This window comes from Streptomyces galbus (assembly GCF_005280195.1).
Lineage (GTDB): Bacteria > Actinomycetota > Actinomycetes > Streptomycetales > Streptomycetaceae > Streptomyces > Streptomyces galbus.
The window spans coordinates 121,288-142,386 of the sequence record NZ_SZPR01000004.1 but is presented as its reverse complement, the minus strand read 5'-3'; the positions used below and the strand labels follow the sequence as shown (position 1 = coordinate 142,386).

General features: G+C 75.0%; 16 protein-coding genes. 6 read left to right on the top strand and 10 right to left on the bottom strand.

The annotated features are described in order from the left end of the window. On the bottom strand, positions 1 to 1,993 hold a 1,993-nt coding region (locus E4U92_RS03320), incomplete at its 3' end, for a DUF6531 domain-containing protein (RefSeq protein ID WP_241681772.1). Between the two features lie 450 nt (positions 1,994 to 2,443). Between E4U92_RS03320 and E4U92_RS03315 the strand changes: the two genes are divergently transcribed. Beyond that, positions 2,444 to 4,615, top strand: a complete 2,172-nt coding sequence (locus E4U92_RS03315; RefSeq protein ID WP_229862262.1) for an FUSC family protein — start codon at positions 2,444 to 2,446, stop codon at positions 4,613 to 4,615. Between the two features lie 12 nt (positions 4,616 to 4,627). Here E4U92_RS03315 and E4U92_RS03310 read toward each other — a convergent pair whose 3' ends face one another. Further along, the gene (locus E4U92_RS03310; protein ID WP_137298716.1) at positions 4,628 to 5,098 is read right to left on the bottom strand and encodes a hypothetical protein; all 471 of its coding nucleotides are present in this window, start codon (positions 5,096 to 5,098) and stop codon (positions 4,628 to 4,630) included. A gap of 228 nt (positions 5,099 to 5,326) precedes the next feature. Here E4U92_RS03310 and E4U92_RS03305 point away from each other — a divergent pair, with 228 nt between their 5' ends. Further along, positions 5,327 to 6,247 carry an oxidoreductase gene (locus E4U92_RS03305; RefSeq protein WP_137298715.1) on the top strand — a complete coding sequence of 307 codons (921 nt, stop codon included), beginning with the start codon at positions 5,327 to 5,329 and terminating at the stop codon, positions 6,245 to 6,247. On the opposite strand, the gene nirD is transcribed toward E4U92_RS03305, so the two are convergent. The 6 genes from nirD to E4U92_RS03275 all read right to left on the bottom strand — a co-directional run bounded on the left by nirD (position 6,244) and on the right by E4U92_RS03275 (position 12,445). Continuing rightward, positions 6,244 to 6,594, bottom strand: a complete 351-nt coding sequence (gene nirD / locus E4U92_RS03300; protein ID WP_137298714.1) for a nitrite reductase small subunit NirD — start codon at positions 6,592 to 6,594, stop codon at positions 6,244 to 6,246. The two genes, E4U92_RS03305 and nirD, sit on opposite strands and share 4 nt — an antisense overlap. After that, on the bottom strand, positions 6,591 to 9,191 hold the full coding sequence (gene nirB / locus E4U92_RS03295; RefSeq protein ID WP_137298713.1) for a nitrite reductase large subunit NirB: 2,601 nt from the start codon (positions 9,189 to 9,191) through the stop codon (positions 6,591 to 6,593). Before nirB ends, nirD begins: the two co-directional genes overlap by 4 nt. Then, a complete protein-coding gene (locus E4U92_RS03290) occupies positions 9,192 to 10,403 on the bottom strand; it encodes an NAD(P)/FAD-dependent oxidoreductase (protein WP_137298712.1) in 1,212 nt (403 codons plus the stop codon). 141 nt (positions 10,404 to 10,544) lie between these two features. Next, on the bottom strand, positions 10,545 to 11,162 hold the full coding sequence (locus E4U92_RS03285) for a class F sortase (protein WP_137298711.1): 618 nt from the start codon (positions 11,160 to 11,162) through the stop codon (positions 10,545 to 10,547). 127 nt (positions 11,163 to 11,289) lie between these two features. After that, positions 11,290 to 11,811, bottom strand: coding sequence for a hypothetical protein (locus E4U92_RS03280; RefSeq protein ID WP_137298710.1), 522 nt, complete (start codon positions 11,809 to 11,811; stop codon positions 11,290 to 11,292). Between the two features lie 205 nt (positions 11,812 to 12,016). Next, positions 12,017 to 12,445: a gamma-glutamylcyclotransferase family protein gene (locus E4U92_RS03275; RefSeq protein WP_229862259.1), complete on the bottom strand. Its 429-nt coding sequence runs from the start codon at positions 12,443 to 12,445 to the stop codon at positions 12,017 to 12,019. A 139-nt stretch (positions 12,446 to 12,584) separates the two neighbouring features. Between E4U92_RS03275 and E4U92_RS03270 the strand changes: the two genes are divergently transcribed. Continuing rightward, the gene (locus tag E4U92_RS03270) at positions 12,585 to 14,231 is read left to right on the top strand and encodes a M4 family metallopeptidase (RefSeq protein ID WP_137298708.1); all 1,647 of its coding nucleotides are present in this window, start codon (positions 12,585 to 12,587) and stop codon (positions 14,229 to 14,231) included. 54 nt (positions 14,232 to 14,285) lie between these two features. Here the strand turns inward: E4U92_RS03270 and E4U92_RS03265 are convergent, their stop codons facing one another. Continuing rightward, positions 14,286 to 16,433: a molybdopterin oxidoreductase family protein gene (locus E4U92_RS03265; protein WP_137298707.1), complete on the bottom strand. Its 2,148-nt coding sequence runs from the start codon at positions 16,431 to 16,433 to the stop codon at positions 14,286 to 14,288. Between the two features lie 124 nt (positions 16,434 to 16,557). Continuing rightward, the gene (locus E4U92_RS03260; RefSeq protein ID WP_137298706.1) at positions 16,558 to 17,250 is read right to left on the bottom strand and encodes a SanA/YdcF family protein; all 693 of its coding nucleotides are present in this window, start codon (positions 17,248 to 17,250) and stop codon (positions 16,558 to 16,560) included. Positions 17,251 to 17,452: 202 nt separating this feature from the next. Here E4U92_RS03260 and E4U92_RS03255 point away from each other — a divergent pair, with 202 nt between their 5' ends. From E4U92_RS03255 to E4U92_RS03245, 3 genes are all read left to right on the top strand, one after another. Further along, positions 17,453 to 18,286 carry a sirohydrochlorin chelatase gene (locus E4U92_RS03255; RefSeq protein ID WP_168725022.1) on the top strand — a complete coding sequence of 278 codons (834 nt, stop codon included), beginning with the start codon at positions 17,453 to 17,455 and terminating at the stop codon, positions 18,284 to 18,286. 123 nt (positions 18,287 to 18,409) lie between these two features. Then, positions 18,410 to 19,672, top strand: a complete 1,263-nt coding sequence (locus E4U92_RS03250; protein WP_137298705.1) for a deoxyguanosinetriphosphate triphosphohydrolase — start codon at positions 18,410 to 18,412, stop codon at positions 19,670 to 19,672. 143 nt (positions 19,673 to 19,815) lie between these two features. Continuing rightward, entirely contained in the window at positions 19,816 to 21,090 is a 1,275-nt protein-coding gene (locus tag E4U92_RS03245) for an NAD(P)/FAD-dependent oxidoreductase (RefSeq protein WP_137298704.1), read from the top strand. Positions 21,091 to 21,099: the final 9 nt, after the last annotated feature.

Sequence of the window (21,099 nt, the reverse complement as noted above, 5' to 3'; positions counted from 1 at the left end):
GCTGGAGCGGGTCGAACTCGTACTTGGTCGTCCCCGTGCCGTCGGAGCGCTGGACGAGGTTGCCGTCGCCGTCGTACCAGTACTCCACCTTGACCGTGTTCGGTGAGGTGACGGTGCGGACGCGGTCGAGGTTGTCGTAGGTGTAGGCGACCTTCACGCCGCGGGCGTCGGTGACGCTGGTGGTGCGGCCGAGTTCGTCGTAGGTGTACGTCGTCTTCCCCAGCGGCGAGGGGGCCTTGGCCCACTCCAGGTTGCCGCGGGCGTCGTAGTGGAAGTCGGTCTGGACCGTCTTCGCCGACGTCATCTTCGTCTTCGCCGCGCAGCGCTGGCCCTCGAAGCCGCCGCAGGTGGGCGTGGCGGGGTTGTAGTCGTAGGAGACGCTGCCGCCGCCGGTGCCGGTCTGGGCGACCGAGGTGGTGTTGCCGACGGTGTCGTAGGTGAAGGACGTCTTCTCGCCGTCGGCGTTGGTCGAGTCCTTGGACACGTCGCCGCCGGCGATGGTCTGCCAGCTGTTGACCGTCTTGGGTCCCGGCTGGGTCGCCGACTGCCCGGGCCGGGTCACGGACTGCAGGTTGTTGCGGGAGTCGAAGCCGTAGTCGGTGACGTTGCCCGGAGTGGTGCCCGAGCCCATCGCGTCGGTGGCGGTGTCGATGTTGTGGTTGGCGTCGAACTTCGTCGACCGCTTGCGCTGCAGGTGGTCGGTCACCTCGGTGACCTGGCCGTCGCCGTCGTGGGCGTACTTGGTGGAGTGCAGCTCCGGGTCCTTGGCCGTCGTGGTGCCGGACGCGGTCGCCGAGGCGCTGCTGTAGGCGTAGGTCCAGGTGGGGCCGGTGTGGCCGTCGCTGTTGAACCCGGTGCCGCGCAGCATGGAGGTGACGCGGTTGACGTCGTCGTAGGTGAAGACGGTGACGCGGCCCTCCGCGGTGGTGATCTTGTCGACGCGGCCGGAGGTGTCGTAGCGGAAGGTGACCGTCTTGCCCTCGGTGTCGGTGGTGGTGGCCAGGTTGCCGCTCGCGTCGAGGTTGAACACGGCGGTGCGGCCGGTGTTGTCCTTGGCCTGCCACTGCGAGGGGTAGGTCTTGTACAGGTCGATGAAGCGGCCCGAGCGGGTCTCCAGGAGCTTGAAGCCCTTGTTCTCGCCGTTCTCGTCGTGCTGGGTGACGGTGATCGTGCCGTGGTTGCGGTCGGTGACCTTCGTCAGGGACCCGTACTGGTCGTAGGTCTCCTTCGCCCCCGACTTCCACTTCGTCAGCGTGTAGGTGCCGTCCGTGTTCTTCTTCAGGTCCTCGGACCAGCCCTTGGGCGTGGTGAAGGAGCCGTCGCTGTTCTTCTTGAAGCGGACCGTGGCGCCGGAGGCGTCGTAGAAGACGACCTCGGTGCCGGAGACGGACAGGTACCGCTCGTACTGCTGCCACCAGCGCTGCGAGACCCTGCCCCAGGGCGCGTCCAGCGAGTTGTACGTCCGCGCCAGACGCAGGTCCTGGCCGACCCCGGCGACGTCGAAGTCCGTCGCCGTCAGCATCAGGTTGCCGGTCGAGTAGTCGATCTTCGCCTTGAGCGCGTCGGTGATGGCGAAGCTCGTGGAGCGGTGCCAGGGGACGTTGCCCTGGCCCTCGGGCACGATGCTGAGCACCGAGGCGTCCGCCGTGGCGCCCTTCGCCGGGGACGACGACTTGGCGCCGCCGCCCGTTCGGCCGGGATCCTTGGCGTGCGCGCGCTGCTCGCGCAGCCACGGCACGTACACCTCGTCCGTCGGGACCTTGGACGCCCGTGACGGCACCGGGCGGTTGGCGCCGACCTTGACCGTCGGCATCGAGAAGTCCGGGCTGTTCCTGCCCCACGCCGAGACCGGCTTGTCGGCGGCGGCGGCCGCGGTCGCGCCGGGCAGCACGGACGCGGCCAGCGCGGCGGAGGTGAGTGCCGCGATCGACAGGGCGGTGGCTGATCTCTTGCGGGCACGCCGAAGCGGCATGCCGAAGGCACGCGAGTGCATGACTTCCCCCCGTGGAAGACGGATCCCAGCGGCCCCCGTGGCCGCTGGGCGCCCACCACCTGATCACAGGATTCGCACAAAGATCCGCCCGGTGCCCGCGAAGTTCCGGCGCATTCGCGCAGGAATCAGCCCGTCCGCTACGCGTCGGCAAAAGGTGCGGATGGGGTGCATCGGTACCGATCGGCCCGCGTCGGTGGCCGTGAGGTGGCGAGGGGCCTGAAGTGAACGTCCGGAAAGCGAGGATCTTCCTCCGGCCACGCGACCGGATCCGTGCGGGGCCGCGCAGCAGGTGGGCGGCGCCCCGCCCGGTGACAATGGGCACGTGGCGGCGCGGGCCGTGCCGGAGGCCGGGGTGGGCGCCGGAGAGGAGCACGGGTGCGTCTAGGGCAGCCGACCGCACGGGCGTCACCCTCGCCCCGTTCGCCGGTCCGGAGGGCAGCCCGGCGTGCCGTGCGCGTGACGCTGGCGGCGGCCGCCGGGTTCTACCCGGCCGTGTACGCCTTCGACCGCCCGGCGGCCGCGGTGTACGCCCTGTTCGCGCCGGTCGCGTTCGGCGTGCTGTCACCGCTGCCCGGCTCGGGACGGGAGCGGGCGCGCACCGTGCTGTACGCCCTCGGGGCGGCCGCGGCGCTGACCGCCCTCGGCACCGTGCTGGCCGTGACCACCGCGTCGGCCGTCGCCGGGATGCTGCTCGTCGGCTTCGTGCTGACGTTCGCCTCGGCCTGCGGACCGAGGATGGCGGGGGCGGCCCCCGGGCTCCAGCTCTTCTACATCCTGGCCTGCTTCCCGCCGTACGCCCCCGGCTCCCTCCCGCAACGCCTGGCCGGCCTGGCCGCCGGGGCGCTGCTGCTGGCCGCGGCCGAGGTGTGGCTCCTGCCCGAACCCACCCCACCGCGCTACGCCGACAAGGTGTCCCGCGCCCTGCACGAGGCGGCGGCGACGGCCAGGTCCCTGGCACGGGCGCCCGGGGCGGCGGCCACCTCCCCGGCGCGCCGGGCAGGCGGCGTCGGCACCGCTCCGGCCCGCGGCACCGGCCCGCCGGCCATCTCCCCGCCCGGCCCGCGCGCCCTGCACGCCGCCGCGCAGGACCTCCGCTTCTCCCGGCAGCCGCCCGGCACGAGCCCGACCGGCGCCGGCCGCACCCAGCGGGCCCTGGCCCACACGGGCGGCGCGGCCCGGCGTCTCCTGGAGCAACTGGCCGCCCTGGCGGCGCGCCCGGCCCCGCCGCCCGACGACGCGCCGACCCGCGAGCTCCTCGACGGCATCGCCGACTGCTGCGCCGAGGCGGCCGAGGCGGTGCGGGGCGACCGGCCGGCGCGGGGCGCGGGCCGGCTGCTGGAGATGACGGGCGTGTTCCTGGAGGCGAGGGGCGAGGACGGGCCGGGGGCCACCGGTACGGACCCCTCCGCGGCGTGGCACGCGCGGCTCAGGGCCCGCTCCGCGGTGCTGTCGACCGCCCTGTCGGCGCTGACCGCGGTGGCCGCCGTGGCCGTGGCGCGCGGCGGTGCGCGCGGGGCGCCGGGGCTGCCGCCGGCCCAGTTCTGGTACGCGGGGCTGTCGGGACCGCGCCTGTGGGCGGTCCGGCTGTCCGGCAACCTCACCGTGCGCTCCGTGGTCCTCCAGAACGCCGTCCGCACCGCCCTGGGCCTGGCGGTGGCCCGGCTGGTGGCCGGATCGCTGGACCTGGCGCACGGGTTCTGGGTGCTGCTCGCGGTGCTGACGCTGGGCCGTACGACGGCGGTCGCCACCTGGTCGGCGGTGCGGGCAGCGGCGCTCGGCACGCTGGCGGGCGCGGTCGCGGCGGGCCTGCTGCTGACGGAGGCGGGCGGGTCCACGGACGTCTACGCGGCCCTGCTGGTGCCGGTGATGGCGCTCGCGTTCACCGTGGGGCCGCTGGGCGGGCCGGCCTGGGCGCAGGGGATGTTCACCCTGGTGGTGTCGACGGCGTTCGCGCAGCTCGCGCCGGTGACGTGGCGCCTGGCCGAGGTGCGGGTGGTCGACGTGCTGACCGGCAGCGCGGTGGGCCTGCTGTGCGGGCTGCTCGCCTGGCCGGCGGGGGCGCGGGCGGAGCTCCGCCGGGGCATGGCGGCCCTGCTGCGGGCGACGGCGCCGCTGGTGGGCCTGACGGTGGCGGCGGCGTGCGCCCCCTCCGACGCCCGCCTCCGCCACCGGGCGGCGGACGAGGCGGTACGGCTGACCCGGCACCGGCTGCGGATCGCGGAGGCGGTGTACGCCCAGTACCGCACGGAGCCGTCGGCCGCCCCGGCGCCCGGCGACCCGGACTGGCTGGCGGTCCTCAACTGCGCGACCCGGGTCCTGGTGGGGGCGCACTGGCTGCCGCAGGAACGGGCGCCGGGGGAGATGCCGCCCGTGGCCCGTCGCTGGGCGGCCGACACCGCGGACCGGGTCGCCGCGTCGATGTCCCGCACGGCGGCCTTCCCCGCGCATCCCGCCGCCCCGCCCGGCCCCCCGTCCCCGGCACCGCCCGTGCCCCCCGGCCTCCTGCCGTACCTGGTGGACGTCGAGGTCTGGCTGGACGACCTGACGGCGGACCTGCGGACGATCCGGCACCCCGCCCCGCCGCCCGCGCCCGCCGGGCACGGGGGAGCACCCCCGCCGTGACCGCCGCCCCGCTCACCACCCCTCCGCCCCTTCCCCCAGGCGCCCGTGCCACCAGGCCGCGCTCGACCTCGGCGCCCGCGGATCCGGCAGGGTCCTCGCCGCGTACCTGCCGTCCAGGGCGGCCAGTACCGAGGCCAGTTCGCCCGCCGGGCGCGGGGGCAGGCGGCGCAGCACCTCCGCCAGGGTGTCCCTCGCCTCCCGGACGTCGTCCAGGGCGCAGCCGGGGCACGACGGGCAGACGGCCGTGCGCGGGTACAGGGGGCGCCGGCCCGGGACCAGGAACGCCCGGTAGCGCAGGAGCGCGGTGCTCGTCGCGCCCGGGAAGAGGAGGAAGTCCGGGTACGTCGCCTCCACCCGGTGGACCGCCAGCGTCGTCGCGGTGGACAGTCCCGGGATGCGGGGCGGGGGCGGCGCCGTGCGGGTGCGGGGCACCGGGTGCCGTGACCGGTGGGCGCGCAGGGCGCCGGGCCGCCTACGCGGCATCGGCCTTTCGGTCGGGCGTCGTGGTCGTCATGGGCTCATGAGGCATGGGGTCATGATGCACCGGGCTCCCGCGCAGCCGGCAGCCCGCCCTCCCGGCCCCCGGCGGCCCGCCCCGGAGACCCGCCCTGCCGCCCGCGCCCGCCGGGTGACCCTCCGTGGCCCCTGGGCATACGCCGGGCGAACGCGGCCGCTCCTACGCTGGGCCCACCACCGGAGGGAGCAACGGCCATGGGCGGCTGGACCACGCGGGACATCCCGGAGCAGAGCGGGCGGATCGCCGTCGTCACCGGCGCCAACGGCGGACTCGGCCTCGTCACCGCCCGCGAACTGGCCCGCGCGGGCGCCCGGGTCGTCGTCGCCTGCCGGGACGCGGGGCGCGGGCAACGGGCCGTGGAGCTGCTGCGCGGCGCAGTGCCGGACGCCGACGTGACGTTCCGCCGGCTCGACCTCGGGGAGCTGCGGTCCGTGCGGGACTTCGCCGCCTCGTTGCCGTACGACCGCGTCGACCTGCTCGTCAACAACGCGGGCGTGATGGCCGTGCCGTACGGGACGACCGCCGACGGGTTCGAGACGCAGTTCGGGGTCAACCACCTCGGGCACTTCGCGCTGACCGGGCTGCTGCTGCCCCGGCTGCTCGCGGCGCCCGCGGCCCGGGTCGTCACCGTGTCCAGCATGCTGCACGCCCTGGGCAAGGTGGACCTGCGCGACCTCAACAGCCTGCGCAGCTACGGCCGCTGGACCGCCTACGCCCGCTCCAAGAGCGCCAACCTGCACTTCACCCACGAGCTCGCGCGCCGGCTCGCGGCGAGCGGGGCGCCCGTCGTGGCGGCCGCCGCCCACCCGGGGTACGCGGCCACCGGGCTCACCGCCGGCGTGGGCAGCGCGGCCACCCGGCGGCTGCTGCTGGCCGGGGACCGGGTCCTCGCCCAGCCGGCCGAGGCCGGTGCCCTGCCCACGCTGTACGCGGCGACCGCCCCCGGTGTGCGGCCCGATACGTTCACCGGCCCGGCCCTCGCGATGTGGCGCGGGGCGCCCGCACGGTCCTGGCGGGCGCCCTGGACCCTCGACGACACCCTCGGGGAACGCCTGTGGGACGCCTCCGCACGGCTCACCGGGGTCACCTGCGACCTGGTGGACCGCGCCGGCTAGGCCGCCCGGACCTCGTAGGTGCGCACCCGTACCGTCTCGTCGTCCAGGCAGCGGCCGTCCACCAGGTCGAACCGCTGCTTGAGCAGCGGGGACGCCACGAACGGGCGGCCCCGGTGGGTGCCGAGCAGCCCGCGGGAGAGGACCGCCGCCCCGGCGAACGGGTCGCGGTTGTCGACCGCGTACAGCTCTCCGGCGCGGTCCCGGAACAGGGCGGCCTGCCGGCCGTCAGGGAGCAGGGCGGCCACGCCCCGGCCGGGCAGCAGCCGGCTCAGGTCGCACAGCGTGAGCCAGTCCCCGCCCAGCTTGAGCTGGACCTTCAGGTCGGTCGTCTCGAGTGCCAGGGTCATCGCTGGGTGCTTCCTTCCAAGGGGCGGTGGCCGATGGCCAGCAGCGGCAGGTCGGGCTTGATCTGGTCGCGCTCCGGGACGAAGCCGACCACCGGGTCGGGCGTGTCGGGCGCGTTGACGAAGGACACGAAGCGGGCGAGCTTCTCGGGGTCGTTGATGGTCTCGGCCCACTCGTCGCGGTAGTGCGCGACGTGCGCCGCCATCAGCGACTCCAGTTCGGCGCAGATGCCGAGGGAGTCCTCGACGACCACCTCGCGGACGTGGTCCAGGCCGCCGGGGAGGCGCTCCAGCCAGGCGGAGGTGCGCTCCAGGCGGTCGGCGGTGCGGATGTAGAACATCAGGAAACGGTCGATGAGCCGGACCAGTTCGGTGTCGGACAGGTCCTGCGCGAGCAGGTCCGCGTGGCGCGGGGTGGCGCCGCCGTTGCCGCCGACGTACAGGTTCCAGCCGCCGGCCGTGGCGATCACGCCGAAGTCCTTGGACTGGGCCTCCGCGCACTCGCGGGCGCAGCCCGACACCGCCGACTTCAGCTTGTGCGGGGAGCGCAGGCCCCGGTAGCGCAGCTCCAGGTCGATCGCCATGCGCACCGAGTCCTGGACGCCGTAGCGGCACCAGGTGGAGCCCACGCAGGACTTCACGGTGCGCAGCGCCTTGCCGTAGGCGTGGCCCGACTCGAAGCCGGCGTCCACCAGCCGGGTCCAGATCAGCGGGAGCTGCTCGACGCGGGCGCCGAACAGGTCGATCCGCTGGCCGCCGGTGATCTTCGTGTAGAGGCCGAAGTCGCGGGCGATCTCGCCGATCACGATCAGCTTCTCCGGGGTGATCTCCCCGCCGGGGATGCGCGGGACGACGGAGTACGAGCCGTTCTTCTGGAGGTTGGCGAGGAAGTGGTCGTTGCTGTCCTGCAGCGCCGCCTGCTCGCCGTCCAGGACGTACCCGCTCGCGCCGATCACCGGGGCGAGGGAGGCGATGATCGACCCCACCGCGGGCTTGCAGACCTCGCAGCCGTCGGTGCCGCGGGCCTCCTCGCGGCCGTAGCGGTCCAGCAGGTCCTGGTACGTGGTGACGCGCAGGGCGAGGACGATCTCGTACAGCTCCTCGCGGGTCTGGGAGAAGCAGCCGCACAGGCCCTTGTCGACCTCGACGCCGGACGCCTCCAGCTCGGCGGTGACGAGCTGGCCGAGGACCTTGACGCAACTGCCGCACGTCGTACCGGCCTTGGTGCACTTCTTCACCTCCGGCACGGTGGTGCAGCGGTGTTCGGTGACGGCCTCGCGGATCGTGCCCTTGCGGACGTTGTTGCAGGAGCAGATGATCGCGTCGTCCGGCAGAGCGGCCGGTCCGAGCGCCTCGGCGCCCGCGCCGGCCCCGGCCGGCAGCACCAGCGACTCCGGTGCGACGGGCGGCACCGAGCCGGTCAGCGCGCGCAGCGTGCCGTACGCCTCCGCGTCGCCGACCAGGATGCCGCCGAGCAGCGTGCCGTCGCGGCCGATGACCAGCTTCTTGTACAGGCCCGCGCGGGAGTCGGAGTAGACCACGTCCAGGCAGTCCCCGGTGGTGCCGTGCGCGTCGCCGAAGGACGCCACGTCCACGCCGAGCAGCTTGAGCTTGGTGGACAGGTCGGCCCCGGTGAACGACGCCTCGTCGGCGGCGATGGTCGCGGCGGCCGTCTCCGCCTGGTCGTAGCCCGGCGCGACCAGCCCGTACACCCGGCCGTCGGCGGCCAGCGCGCACTCGCCGATCGCGAACACGTGCGGGTCGGCCACCGTGCGGCACTGCTCGTCGACCGCGATGCCGCCGCGCTCCCCGACGGTCAGTCCGCAGTCGCGGGCGAGCTGGTCACGGGGCCGGACGCCCGCGCTGAACACGACCAGGTCGGTGGCCAGTTCGGAGCCGTCGGACAGCTTCATGCCGGTGACGGCGCCGGACGCGTCGACCACGATCTCCTGGGTGCCGACGCCGGTGTGGACGCTCAGGCCCATCTCCTCGATGGTGCGCAGCAGCGCCGCGCCGCCTCCCTCGTCGACCTGCACCGGCATCAGGCGCGGCGCGAACTCCACGATGTGGGCGGTCAGTCCGAGGCCCTTCAGGGCGCCCGCGGCCTCCAGGCCGAGCAGTCCGCCGCCGACCACGGCGCCGGTGGTGGCCCGGGTCCGCGCGTACTCCTCGATGGCGAGCAGGTCCTCGATGGTGCGATAGACGAAGCAGCCCTCGGCATCCTTGTTCGGGACCGGCGGCACGAACGGGTAGGAGCCGGTGGCGAGGACGAGGGTGTCGTAGCCGAAGACCCGCCCGGAGCGCGCGGTCACCTCGCGGGCCCCGCGGTCGACGGTGACGGCCGGGTCGCCGACGTACAGCTCGATGCCGTGTGCGGCGATGAACTCCATGTCGGTCACGGACAGTTCCTCGGGCGTGCGGCCCGAGAAGTACGACGTGAGGGCGACCCGGTCGTACGCCGGGCGCGGCTCCTCGCACAGCACGACCACACGGTGCGTGGCGGTCAGGCCGCGCGCGGCGAGCGCTTCGAGGAAGCGCTGGCCGACCATGCCGTGGCCGACGAGCACGATCGTGGGGGTGGCCTCCGGGGTGGCGGTCATTCAGGAGCCTCCATCGTTGGTGAGCAGGTGGAGCAGGGGGCCGTCACCGGGGAGCGGCTCTGCTCCCTCCCAGGCGCGGGCGAGCGCGCCGACGGTGCCGAGTTCGCCGACGAGGACCCCGCCGACCAGGCGGTCGTCGCGGACGACGACCTTGCGGTACGTGCCGCGGGTGGCGTCGGCGAGCCGCACGACGTCGTCGCCGGGCAGCGGGACCGTCTCGCCGAACGCGGCGAGGTCGAGCACGCCGCCGCCGGTGAGCGTCAGCCGGGTCAGGGCGCGGGTGCCCGGGTAGCGGACGTCGTCGCGGCCGGCCAGCAGGGCGGCGAGCACGTCCGCCTGTTCCAGGGCGGGCGCGGCGAGGCCGTAGACCTGCCCGGCGTGCTGGACGCAGTCGCCGACGGCACGGATGTGCGGGTCGGAGGTGCGCAGTTCGTCGTCGACCAGCACGCCCTTGTCGACGGCGAGGCCGGCGTCCTGGGCGAGGCCGACCCGCGGGTGGACCCCGCAGGCCAGCACCACCAGGTCGGCGTCCAGCGCGTACCCGTCGGCCATCTCCACCGAGCGGACCGCCCCGCCGACGCACCGCACGTCGCGCACCCGGCACTCGGGGTGCACCTCGACCCCGAGGTCCTCCAGGTGCCGCAGCACCAGCCGTGAGGCCTCCGGGTCGAGCTGACGTTCCATCAGGCGCTCGGCCTGCTGGGCGAGGACGACCTGGGCGCCGCGCACGGCGAGGGCGCGGGCCGCGGACACCCCGAGGAGCCCGCCGCCGATCACCACCGCCCGCACGCCCGGCCGGACCGCCTTCGCCAGGCCCAGGCAGTCGTCCATCGTGCGGAACGCGTGGACGCCCTCGGGCAGTTCGCGGTCCGGCGTGAACAGGCCGCGCAGCGGCGGCAGCACCGGGTTGGACCCGGTCGCCAGGACCAGCGTCCCGTAGGCGATCTCCGTGCCGTCCGCACACGTCACCGCGCGCCGGTCGCGGTCGATGCCGGTGACCCGGGCCCGCACCAGGTCGGCGGGCGCGGGCAGTGAGATCACCTCGGGCGCGTAGCGGCCGGCCAGCACCTCGGCGAGCAGCACCCGGTTGTACGGGGGGTGCTCCTCCTCGCCGACGACCAGCGCGGGCGTGCCGAGCTCACCGAGCCGCCGGGCGAGGCGTACGCCCGCGAGGCCGGCGCCGATCACCACCACACGCGTATTCGAGGTCATGTCGTCGAGCGTGCGGTGCCGACGTTACCCGGCCGCATCACTCCTGTTTCCCGTGCGGAACGCTGCCCTCAGCGGGGGCGGGGGAGAGGTGTGAGGTCGCACCGGCCGGAAAGCGTGGGGGGATGCGGCTCGGGAGCCGGCTCAGCGGCTCCCGGTGAGGTGCGCGAACACCACCACGTTGCCCTGGTAGCCGGTGTCCCGCGAGTAGCCGCCCCCGCAGGTGATCACCCGCAGCTCCGGCCGCGGGGCGGCCCCGTAGACCTTCGCGTCGGGGAAGTCGCCCGCCCGGTAGACCTCCACCGCGTCCACGGTGAACAGGGCGGTGCTGCCGTCCAGGCGGTCCACCTCGATGCGGGCGCCCTTCTTCAGCGCGCCGAGCGCGTAGAACACGGCCGGGCCGTCCGCATTGTCGACGTGGCCGGCGACGACCGCGGTGCCCGTCTCGCCGGGGGTGGTGCCGGCCTCGTACCAGCCGGCCAGGTTCTTGCGCGTGGCGGGCGGCGCCTCCAGGCTGCCGCCGGGGGTGAGGCGCAGGCCGGTCAGGGGCGCGTCGACGCCTATCGAGGGGATGCGCACGCGGTCCGGCGGGGAGGGCGGCAGCGCGGGCGCGGAGTGCGGGTCGGTGCCGCCGGCCCGGGCCTCGGCGGCGGACGGCTGCGGCGGGGCGTGCCGCTCGGCGCCGTCGTGCAGCAGCCACGCGCCGGAGCACAGCGCCGCGACGGTGACGGCGGCTATCGCGGTGTCGCCCAGCCTGTGCATACGAGCCTCCTGGTGAGCGGCGAGCCCCCTGGTGAGCGGCCCGGTCCCCCTCCGGGCCGCGAGGGGCGTCGGACCCGGAGGGGGAGGGGACATGCGGTACCGGCGGACGGACAGCGGAGGGTGTCCGTCAGAACACATCGCCTCTCGCCCGGCGATGCAGGAGCCAGGTACCGCCCGCGGCGGCGACGGCGAGAGCCGCCACGCCGGCCGCGGTCTGCACGGGGTCGGGGCCCAGAGCGCCGCCGACCCCCGTCTTCACGCTCCCCCGCGGGGGAACCCGCTGGTGTGTCGCGGTAGGGGACACCACGAGGTCCCCGCTGACCCGCCGGCCGCCCTCGGCGCACTCGGCGACGATCTCGTACGTCCCCGGCTGCGCGCTGGGCGGCACCCGGAACTCCCCGACGACGTCGCCGTCGTGGGTGGTCGGCGCCAGCGTGAACCGGCCCGCGCCGACCGCGCTCGCGTCGCCCGCGGCGGTGCCCTCGGGTCCGCACGCCGAGGTGCCGACCGTGACCCGGTCGCCGGGCACGGCCGCCGAGGGGTACACCTCCAGACCGCCGGACTGCCCGGCGTACGCGGTGGCGACGGGACCGCTCACGGCGGTGACGGCGAGCGCGGTGCCGGCCAGCAGACGGGCGGTACGTCGCATCGGTGCTCCTTCGAGCTGTTCGGTGGGTCCTGCCCTTCCGAGATAAGTGGCAGCGGCGCGACCGCGCTTCCTGAGGGCGCGTCAGAAAGGGGATGAACGGGTGTCGCCCGGCGTCCCGCGCGGCCGGCGTTTCAGCAGGTCACGGCGGCTGTGGCGGAGTCCGGCACAAATGCGCCGGACGCGCGGGTGAACGGGTGACGGGCAGTCAGCGCCGCCGCGCGCGCCAGTCGCCGCCCTCGATCAGCTCCCCGCACGCCCGCAGCCGGGCCGCGACGACGGGCCCGGCGAGGTACACCCAGGCGCGCACGGGCGGGCCCCCGGCCGCGCGCACCACGGTGGCCCGCTCGACCCGCTCGTAGAGGGTGTGCGGGTCGCCGGGCCGGTACTCCTCGAGCCGGTCCAGCTCGGCGAGCAGGGCGTCGTAGGCCCACGGGTGCGCGGTGACCAGGTCGCCGGTGACGGTGCCGCCGGGCGCGTGCACGGCGTAGGGGTAGCCGGGGCCGGCGTAGAGCACCGCGTCGGGGAGCAGCGCGGGTTCCTCGGCGCGGGTGCGGCCGCGCAGGAGGAGGCCGTGGTTGACCTCGCCGGGGCGCAGGGTGCCGTACACGAAGAAGGGGAGGGCTGCCGCGGTCACGGAAACGATTCTCTCCTCCTCGGCATCCTCACACTTCCCTGTGAAGGCGCTATGGACATGACATGTCATGGCCCCTTAAATCTCAGAGGACATCAGCGCCACCCCCACGCGCCCGTCGGCGCCCCGACCGAGGAGTCCGATGAGTCGGATACGGCCGCACGTCCGAGGTTCCCGTCTCGCCACCGCCGGCATCGCCGTCACCACGGCCACGTTGCTGGCCGCCGCGCTCTCGCCCGCCGCCGACGCGGCCGGCGGGCCCAGCCGCGCCACCGCCCTCGCCAACGCCGCGTCCGCCGTCGCGGACCACGCCGCGAGCCTCGGCCTGACCGCCGCGCAGGACACGTCCGTGCGGGACGTCGTCGTCGACAAGGACGGCACCCAGCACGTCCGCTACGACCGCACCTTCCGCCGATTGCCCGTCCTCGGCGGCGACTTCGTGGTCCACCTGGCCTCCGACGGCTCCTACCGCGGCGCCGACCGGGCGACCACGAAGACGGTCTCGCTCGCCTCCATCACCCCGCAGGTGTCCGCCCCCAAGGCCGCCGACGCCGCCGTGGCCGCCCTGCGCGCCGCCACCCGCGGCACGACCCTGAGGCAGGTCAAGGCCAAGCCGCACCTGGTCGTCGACGCCCTGCACGGCACCCCGAGACTGGCCTGGCGGACCGACGCGGTCGGCCTGGACACGCTCGGCAACCCGGTCGCCCGCGCGGTCCTGACCGACGCGCGCACCGGCGCGCAGATCGACGCCTGGGACCTGATCGAGACGGCGACCGGCGACGGCGCGTCCCTCTACGGCGGCACCGTCCCGCTGGAGACCACGGCCTCCGGCTCGACGTACCAGCTCAAGGACCCGACCCGCGGCAACACCTACACCGGCGACGCGGCCAACAAGACCGACCTGTGCATCTTCGGCATCTGCTTCAGCCGCGCCCCCGCGACCGTCTTCACCGACGCCGACAACCACTGGGGCACCGGCACGACCGCCGACCGCTCCTCCGCCGCGGTCGACGCCCAGTACGGCACCAACGAGACCTGGGACTACTACAAGAACGTCCACGGCCGCAACGGCATCGCAGGCGACGGCAAGGGCTCCTACAACCGCGTCCACTACGGCAGCAACTACAACAACGCCTTCTGGGACGACAGTTGCTTCTGCATGACGTACGGCGACGGCGACGGCACCACGTTCGGCCCGCTGGTCGCGCTGGACGTCGCGGGCCACGAGATGAGCCACGGCGTGACGTCGAAGACGGCCGGGCTGACCTACTCGGGCGAGTCCGGCGGCCTGAACGAGGCCACCTCGGACATCCTCGGCACGATGGTCGAGTGGTACGCCGGCAACACCGCCGACACCGGTGACTACCTGATCGGCGAGAAGATCGTCCGTCCCGGCTTCGGCAAGGCCGCGCTGCGCTTCATGGACAAGCCCTCCAAGGACGGCAACTCGGCCGACTACTGGAGCAGTTCGGTCGGCAACCTCGACGTCCACTACTCCTCCGGCGTCGCCAACCACTTCGCCTACCTGCTCGCCGAGGGCAGCGGCGCGAAGACCATCAACGGCGTCAGCTACGACTCGCCCACCTACGACGGCTCCACGGTCACCGGCATCGGCCGCGACAAGGTCGGCAAGATCTGGTACCGCGCCCTGACCGTCTACATGACGTCCTCCACCAACTACAAGGGAGCCCGCACCGCCACCCTGAACGCGGCGAAGGACCTCTACGGCGCGACCAGCGCGGAGTACGCGGCGGTGGCGGCGGCGTGGACGGCGGTCAACGTCACCTGATCCCCCCTCGTGCGCGGGGGCCGGCGCCCGACGGGGGCCGGCCCCTCCGCGCGCCTACGGCTCGACGGCCTCCACCGGCCGCACCGTCTCGACCGCCTCCACCCGCACCGCGCACACCTTGAACTCCGGCATCCGGGACGTCGGGTCCAGGGCCGGGTTGGTCAGGGTGTTCGCGCGGCCCTCGCCCGGCCAGTGGAACGGCATGAACACCGTGTCCGGGCGGATCGCGGTGGTGATGCGGGCCGGCGCCACCGCGCGGCCGCGCCGCGACACCACGGCCAGCGGGTCGCCCTCGGCGGCCCCGAGCCGCGCCGCGAGCCGCGGGTGCAGCTCGACGAACGGGCCCGGCGCGGCGGCGTTCAGCTCGCCGACCCGCCGGGTCTGCGCGCCCGACTGGTACTGGGCCACCACCCGGCCCGTGGTCAGCAGCACCGGGAACTCCTCGTCCGGCTCCTCGGCCGCGGGCCGGTGCGCGACCGGCGCGAACCGCGCCCGGCCGTCCGGGGTGGCGAACCGGTCGAGGAACAGGCGGGGGGTGCCGGGGTGTCCGGGGCCGCCCCCCTGCGCACCCGAGCCCGCCACCACCGCCGGGCCCTGCGCCGGGCACGGCCAGAACACCCCGTCCTCCTCGGCCAGTCGGCGGTAGGTGATGCCCGAGTAGTCCGCCGGGCCGCCCGCGCTCGCCCGGCGCAGCTCCTCGAAGACCTCCTCGGGGTCCGTCGGGAAGCCCTTCTCCACCCCCAGCCGGGCGGCGAGTTCGTGCAGGACCTCCAGGTCGCTGCGCACGCCCTCGGGCGGGGAGACGGCCCGGCGCCGCAGCAGGACGCGGCCCTCCAGGTTGGTCGTGGTGCCGCTCTCCTCCGCCCACTGCGTCACGGGCAGCACCACGTCGGCCAGCGCGGCCGTCTCCGACAGCACCACGTCGCACACGGCGAGGAAGTCCAGGGAGCGGATGCGCTCCTCGACGTGCGCGGCGCGCGGCGCCGACACCACCGGGTTGGAGGCCATGAGCAGCAGCGCGCGGACGTCCGTGCCGAGCGCGTCGAGCAGCTCGTAGGCGCTGCGCCCCGGTCCGGGCAGCGTGTCCGGGTCGACGCCCCACACCTCGGCGACGTGCCGCCGCGCGGCCGGGTCGTCCAGCTTGCGGTAGCCGGGCAACTGGTCGGCCTTCTGGCCGTGTTCGCGCCCGCCCTGCCCGTTGCCCTGCCCGGTCAGGCAGCCGTACCCGGACAGCGGGCGGCCCGCCCGGCCGGTCGCCAGGCACAGGTTGATCCAGGCGCCCACGGTGTCCGTGCCCTTGGACTGCTGCTCGGGCCCGCGCGCGGTGAGCACCATCGCGGCCTCGGGCTCGCAGAACAGCCGTACCGCCTCGCGCAGGTCGGGAACGGACACCCCCGTGATCCGCTCCACGTACTCCGGCCAGTGCGCCATCGCCGCGGCCCGCGCCTCCTCCCAGCCGCTGGTCCGCTCCCGGACGTACGCCTCGTCCGTGCGGCCCTCGGCGACCACCAGGTGCAGCAGGCCGAGCGCGAGCGCCAGGTCGGTGCCGGGCCGGGGCGCCAGGTGCAGGTCGGCCTGCTCGGCGGTCTTCGTGCGGCGCGGGTCGACGACGATCAGCGTGCCGCCGTTCTCGCGCAGTTCGCGGAAGTAGCGCAGCGCGGGCGGCATGGTCTCGGCGGGGTTGGAGCCGACGAGGATCACGCAGCCGGTCCGCGGGATGTCCTCCAGCGGGAACGGCAGCCCCCGGTCCAGCCCGAACGCCTTCGTGCCGGCGGCCGCCGCCGACGACATGCAGAACCGCCCGTTGTAGTCGATCTGCGAGGTGCCCAGCACCACGCGGGCGAACTTGCCGAGCGCGTACGCCTTCTCGTTGGTCAGCCCGCCCCCGCCGAACACGCCGACCGCGTCGGCCCCCGCCTCGGCGCGCACCCGGGCCAGCTCGCGGGCGATCCGGTCCAGGGCCTCCTCCCAGGTGGCCGGCTCCAGCGTGCCGCCGGCCGAGCGCACCCACGGCGAGGTCAGCCGCACCCGCTCGGAGAGCACCGCGGGCGCCGTACGGCCCTTGGCGCACAGCGCTCCCCGGTTCACCGGGAAGTCGGCGCGCTCGCTCACCTCGACGCCGCCCTGCGGCGCGGGCGTGAGGTTCATCCCGCACTGCAGGGCGCAGTACGGGCAGTGGGTGGGCGTCGGGGTGCTCTGCATGCGCCTCAGCGTGCGGCGGCCGTGTTACGCGCCGCTGCGGCCCCTGTTACACCCCCGGCACGACGACCTCCCGGCCCGCCCGGGTGCTCGGTGAGGTGCGGGCACCGCACCGGGGACCGGTCGGTCAGCGTGCTCCCGCCAGCGCCGCCGTCACTGCCGTCTCCTTCGGCCCGAGGAAGCGCGGGTCCGGCTCGAAGGCCGCGTCCAGCGCGGCCTTGCCCGCCGCGAGCACCTCGCGGGCACCGCCGTAGTACCAGGTCATGTCGTGCTCGGCCTCGACCCCGACGCCGTACGAGGTGATCCCCGCCGCCTCGCACAGGGCGACCGCGCGCCGGATGTGGAAGCCCTGGCTGATCAGCACGGCCCGGTGGACGCCGAAGATCTTCCGGGCCCGCACGCAGGAGTCCCAGGTGTCGAACCCGGCGTAGTCGCTGACGATCCGCCCGTCCGGCACGCCGTGCCGGGTGAGGTACGCGCGCATGGCGTCCGGCTCGTCGTAGTCCTCGCGGCTGTTGTCGCCGGTGACCAGGACGACCTTGATCGTGCCGTCGCGGTACAGCCGCGCCGCCGCGTCCAGCCGGTGCGCGAGGTACGGCGACGGCCCGCCGTTCCACAGGCCCGCGCCGAAGACCACGGCGACGTCGGTGCGCGGCGCGGAGGCGGTGCCCACCAGCCGGTCCGCGGTGGACACGAACAGCCACGTCGACGGCAGCAGCGCCAGCACGCACCCCGCCACCACGGCCTGCACCAGCCGCCGCCACCCCTTGCGGGTGCGCGGCAGCCGCGGTCGGCCCGGCCCGCGCCACGGTCGGCGCACGGCGCCACCTCCTCGTCCGGAGTCGAGAGTTCCTGGTCCCGGGCAGGAGGACGGGTCCCGCGACGATCCGGTTCATTCACCCCCGCCCCGGGCCCGCCCCGCCCCACCTCACACCGTGGTTCCCTGGAAGGTGAACCACCGGAAAAGTCCCGTGACGGACGCGCAACAGCCGGGCAACCTCCCCCCGGCAGGATCGGTGCCCATGACTCCCGACCGTCCAGCGCACCCGATGCGCCGGGTCAGCACCCCGCTCACCGGCCGCCCCGGCCCGGCCGGCCCGCACGGCCGCCGGCGCCCCGGGCCGCCCGCGCTGGTCCTCGTCGGCCACGGCAGCCGCGACCCGCGCGCCCTGGCCACCGTCCGCGCGCTCCTCGCGCGCGTGAGCGGCCTGCGGCCCGGCCTGCCCGTGCACCTCGGCCACATCGAGCTGAACGAACCCCTGCTCACCGACACCCTCGCCGCCCTCGACGCGCGCGGCACGACGGACGCCGTGCTGGTCCCGCTGCTCCTCGGCCGCGGCCACCACGTGAAGCACGACATCCCCGGCATGGCGGCCGGAGCGCGCCTGCACACGCGCGCGGCGCCGCCGCTCGGTCCGCACCCCCTCCTGGTGGAGACCCTGCACACCCGCCTGGTGGAGGCGGGCTGGCCCCGGGACCTGACCGGCGCCGAACGCCGCACCAGCGCGGTGGTGCTCGCCGCGGCGGGCTCCCGCGACCCCGACAACGCCTCCGACACGGACCGCACGGCCCGCCTCCTCGCGCGCCGCCTCGGCGTCCCGGTCGTGCCCGCCTACGCCTCCGCCGCGGCGCCCACCGTGGAGTCGGCCCTGCGCGACCTCGCGGCCCGGGGACGCCACCGGGTGGCGGTCGCGTCGTACTTCACGGCCCCCGGCCGCTTCGCGACCCAGTGCGCCGCCCACGCCCCCTGGCTGGCCTCGGCCCCCCTCGGCGCCCACCCGGCGATGGCCCGCCTGGTCCTGACCCGCTACGACGAGGCCCTCACGACGACGAACGACGCGTCCCACGCCGCGTAGCCGGCTCCGGACGCCGACCCGGGTCTCCGGCCCCGCCCCCGCCCCGCGCACGAACCCCACCCCACACCCCCGCCCCCCGCGCCCCCACCCCCTCCTGTCAGCGGCGACCCGTACTGTCGAACCATGGCAGGCACCCCGTACGACGACACCGCGACCGAGCGCTGGGCGCCCGAGCCCGACAAGCGCCCGGGCCGTACCGCGTTCCAGCGCGACCGCGCCCGCATCCTGCACTCCGCCGCCCTGAGGAGACTCGCCGGCAAGACACAGGTCGTCACGCCCGGCACCCGGGGCCCGGCCTGGGACGCCAGTCCCCGCACCCGGCTCACCCACTCCCTGGAGTGCGCCCAGGTCGGCCGGGAGCTGGGCGCGGCCCTGGGCTGCGACCCCGACCTGGTGGAGGCCGCCTGCCTCGCCCACGACCTGGGCCACCCCCCGTTCGGCCACAACGGCGAGCAGGCGCTGAACGACTTCGCGCGGGACTGCGGCGGCTTCGAGGGCAACGCCCAGTCGCTGCGGCTGCTCACCCGCATCGAGCCCAAGCGCTTCACCCCGGAGGGCTCCGTCGGTCTCAACCTCACGCGGGCCACCCTGGACGCCGCGACCAAGTACCCCTGGCCGCGCGGCGACCACCCCACCGACCCCGGCTCGCCCAAGTTCGGCGTGTACGACGACGACCGGCCGGTGTTCGACTGGGTCCGCGACGGCGCCCCCGGCACGCGCACGTGCTTCGAGGCCCAGGTCATGGACTGGTCGGACGACGTGGCGTACTCGGTGCACGACGTCGAGGACGGCCTGCACGCCGGCCACATCGACCCCACCTGCCTGCACGCCGAGCCCGAGCGCCGGGAGGTCTTCGCGGTCGCCGCCCGCCGGTACGTCCCGGCGGACACCGACCCCGAGGAGCTGGCCGCCGCCCTGGACCGGCTCCAGGACCAGGAGTGGTGGCCGCACGGCTACGACGGCACGGCGGTCGCCCAGGCCCGCCTGAAGGACGCCACCAGCCAGCTCATCGGCCGCTTCTGCCTGGCCGCCGAGGGCGCCACGCGCGAGAAGTACGGCATCGGCCCGCTCAGCCGGTACGCGGCCGAGCTCGTCGTCCCGCGGGAGACGCGCCTGGAGTGCGCGGTCCTCAAGGCGGTCGCCGACCTGTACGTCATGCAGCGCGCCGAGCAGGAGCGGCTGCGCGCCGACCAGCGCGTGGTGATCGCCGAGCTGGCCGAGGTGCTCACCGCGCGCGCCCCCGACGGACTCGACCCGCAGTTCCGCGCGCTGTTCGCGCAGGCGGCGGACGACCGGGCCCGCAAGCGGGTGATCGTCGACCAGATCGCCTCCCTCACGGACGCCTCGGCGCGCTCCCTTCACGCCCGCCTGACGGCGCACCTGTGAGCATCGTCGGCCGGGACGCCTTCTAGGGACCGCGGGAGCGGCTCGCAGGTGACCCTGCGTGGCCTGATCGGGTCACTCCCCCTTCCCCCGCCCCCCGGCGTGCGGGACGCTCATGTGGCCGCACGTTTACGAGGAGGCTTCAAGTGGTCGACGCGGATCAGACATTCGTCATCGTCGGAGGTGGCCTGGCCGGCGCCAAGGCGGCCGAGACGCTCCGGGCGGAGGGCTTCACCGGCCGCGTGATACTGATCGGCGACGAGCGCGACCACCCCTACGAGCGGCCCCCGCTGTCCAAGGGCTACCTGCTCGGCAAGGACGCCCGCGAGAGCGTCTTCGTGCACGAGCCCGCCTGGTACGCGCAGAACGACGTCGAGCTGCACCTCGGCCAGACCGTCGACGCGATCGACCGCACCGCCAAGACCGTCCGCTTCGGCGAGGACGGCACCGTCGTCCACTACGACAAGCTGCTGCTCACCACCGGCGCCGAGCCGCGCCGCCTGGACATCCCGGGCACGGACCTCGCGGGCGTCCACCACCTGCGCCGGCTCGCCCACGCCGAGCGCCTCAAGGGCGTGCTGGCCGCGCTCGGCCGCGACAACGGCCACCTCGTGATCGCCGGCGCCGGCTGGATCGGCCTGGAGGTCGCGGCGGCGGCCCGCGAGTACGGCGCGGAGGTCACCGTCGTCGACCCCTCGCCGACCCCGCTGCACGGCGTCCTCGGCCCCGAGCTGGGCGAGCTGTTCGCCGAGCTGCACCGCGAGCACGGGGTGCGCTTCCACTTCGGGGCCCGGCTGACCGACATCGTCGGCCAGGACGGCATGGTCCTCGCGGCCCGCACGGACGACGGCGAGGAGCACCCGGCGCACGACGTGCTGGCCGCGATCGGCGCCGCGCCGCGGGTCGCGCTCGCCGAGGCGGCCGGGCTGGAGCTCGCCGACCGGGCGCACGGCGGCGGGATCGTGGTGGACGCGGGCCTGCGCACCTGCGACCCGGACGTCTACGCGGCCGGCGACGTGGCCTCGGTGCCGCTCGGCCTGTTCGACACCCGGGTCCGGGTCGAGCACTGGGCCAACGCCCTGAACGGCGGCCCGGTCGCCGCCCGCTCCATGCTCGGCAAAGCGGGCGAGGGTGCCTCCTACGACCGCGTGCCCTACTTCTTCACCGACCAGTACGACCTGGGCATGGAGTACAGCGGGTGGGCGCCGCCGGGCTCGTACGACCAGGTGGTGGTCCGCGGGGACGCCGGCAAGCGCGAGTTCATCGCGTTCTGGGTGAAGGAGGGCCGCGTGCTCGCCGGGATGAACGTCAACGTGTGGGACGTCACGGAGCCGGTCCAGCGGCTGATCCGCGCGAAGGCGCCGGTCGACACCGACGCCCTGGCCGACCCGCACGTTCCGCTGGAAAACCTCGCACCGTGAGTGTCGGTC

What these genes read in the sequence shown, in the direction of transcription:
- E4U92_RS03305 (WP_137298715.1), top strand. Translation starts at nt 5,327, where the DNA reads ATGGGCGGCTGGACCACGCGGGACATCCCGGAGCAGAGCGGGCGGATC.
- nirD (WP_137298714.1), bottom strand. Translation starts at nt 6,594, where the DNA reads ATGACCCTGGCACTCGAGACGACCGACCTGAAGGTCCAGCTCAAGCTG.
- E4U92_RS03285 (WP_137298711.1), bottom strand. Translation starts at nt 11,162, where the DNA reads ATGCACAGGCTGGGCGACACCGCGATAGCCGCCGTCACCGTCGCGGCG.
- E4U92_RS03280 (WP_137298710.1), bottom strand. Translation starts at nt 11,811, where the DNA reads ATGCGACGTACCGCCCGTCTGCTGGCCGGCACCGCGCTCGCCGTCACC.
- E4U92_RS03290 (WP_137298712.1), bottom strand. Translation starts at nt 10,403, where the DNA reads ATGACCTCGAATACGCGTGTGGTGGTGATCGGCGCCGGCCTCGCGGGC.
- E4U92_RS03310 (WP_137298716.1), bottom strand. Translation starts at nt 5,098, where the DNA reads ATGCCGCGTAGGCGGCCCGGCGCCCTGCGCGCCCACCGGTCACGGCAC.
- E4U92_RS03250 (WP_137298705.1), top strand. Translation starts at nt 18,410, where the DNA reads ATGGCAGGCACCCCGTACGACGACACCGCGACCGAGCGCTGGGCGCCC.
- nirB (WP_137298713.1), bottom strand. Translation starts at nt 9,191, where the DNA reads ATGACCGCCACCCCGGAGGCCACCCCCACGATCGTGCTCGTCGGCCAC.
- E4U92_RS03255 (WP_168725022.1), top strand. Translation starts at nt 17,453, where the DNA reads ATGACTCCCGACCGTCCAGCGCACCCGATGCGCCGGGTCAGCACCCCG.
- E4U92_RS03270 (WP_137298708.1), top strand. Translation starts at nt 12,585, where the DNA reads ATGAGTCGGATACGGCCGCACGTCCGAGGTTCCCGTCTCGCCACCGCC.
- E4U92_RS03265 (WP_137298707.1), bottom strand. Translation starts at nt 16,433, where the DNA reads ATGCAGAGCACCCCGACGCCCACCCACTGCCCGTACTGCGCCCTGCAG.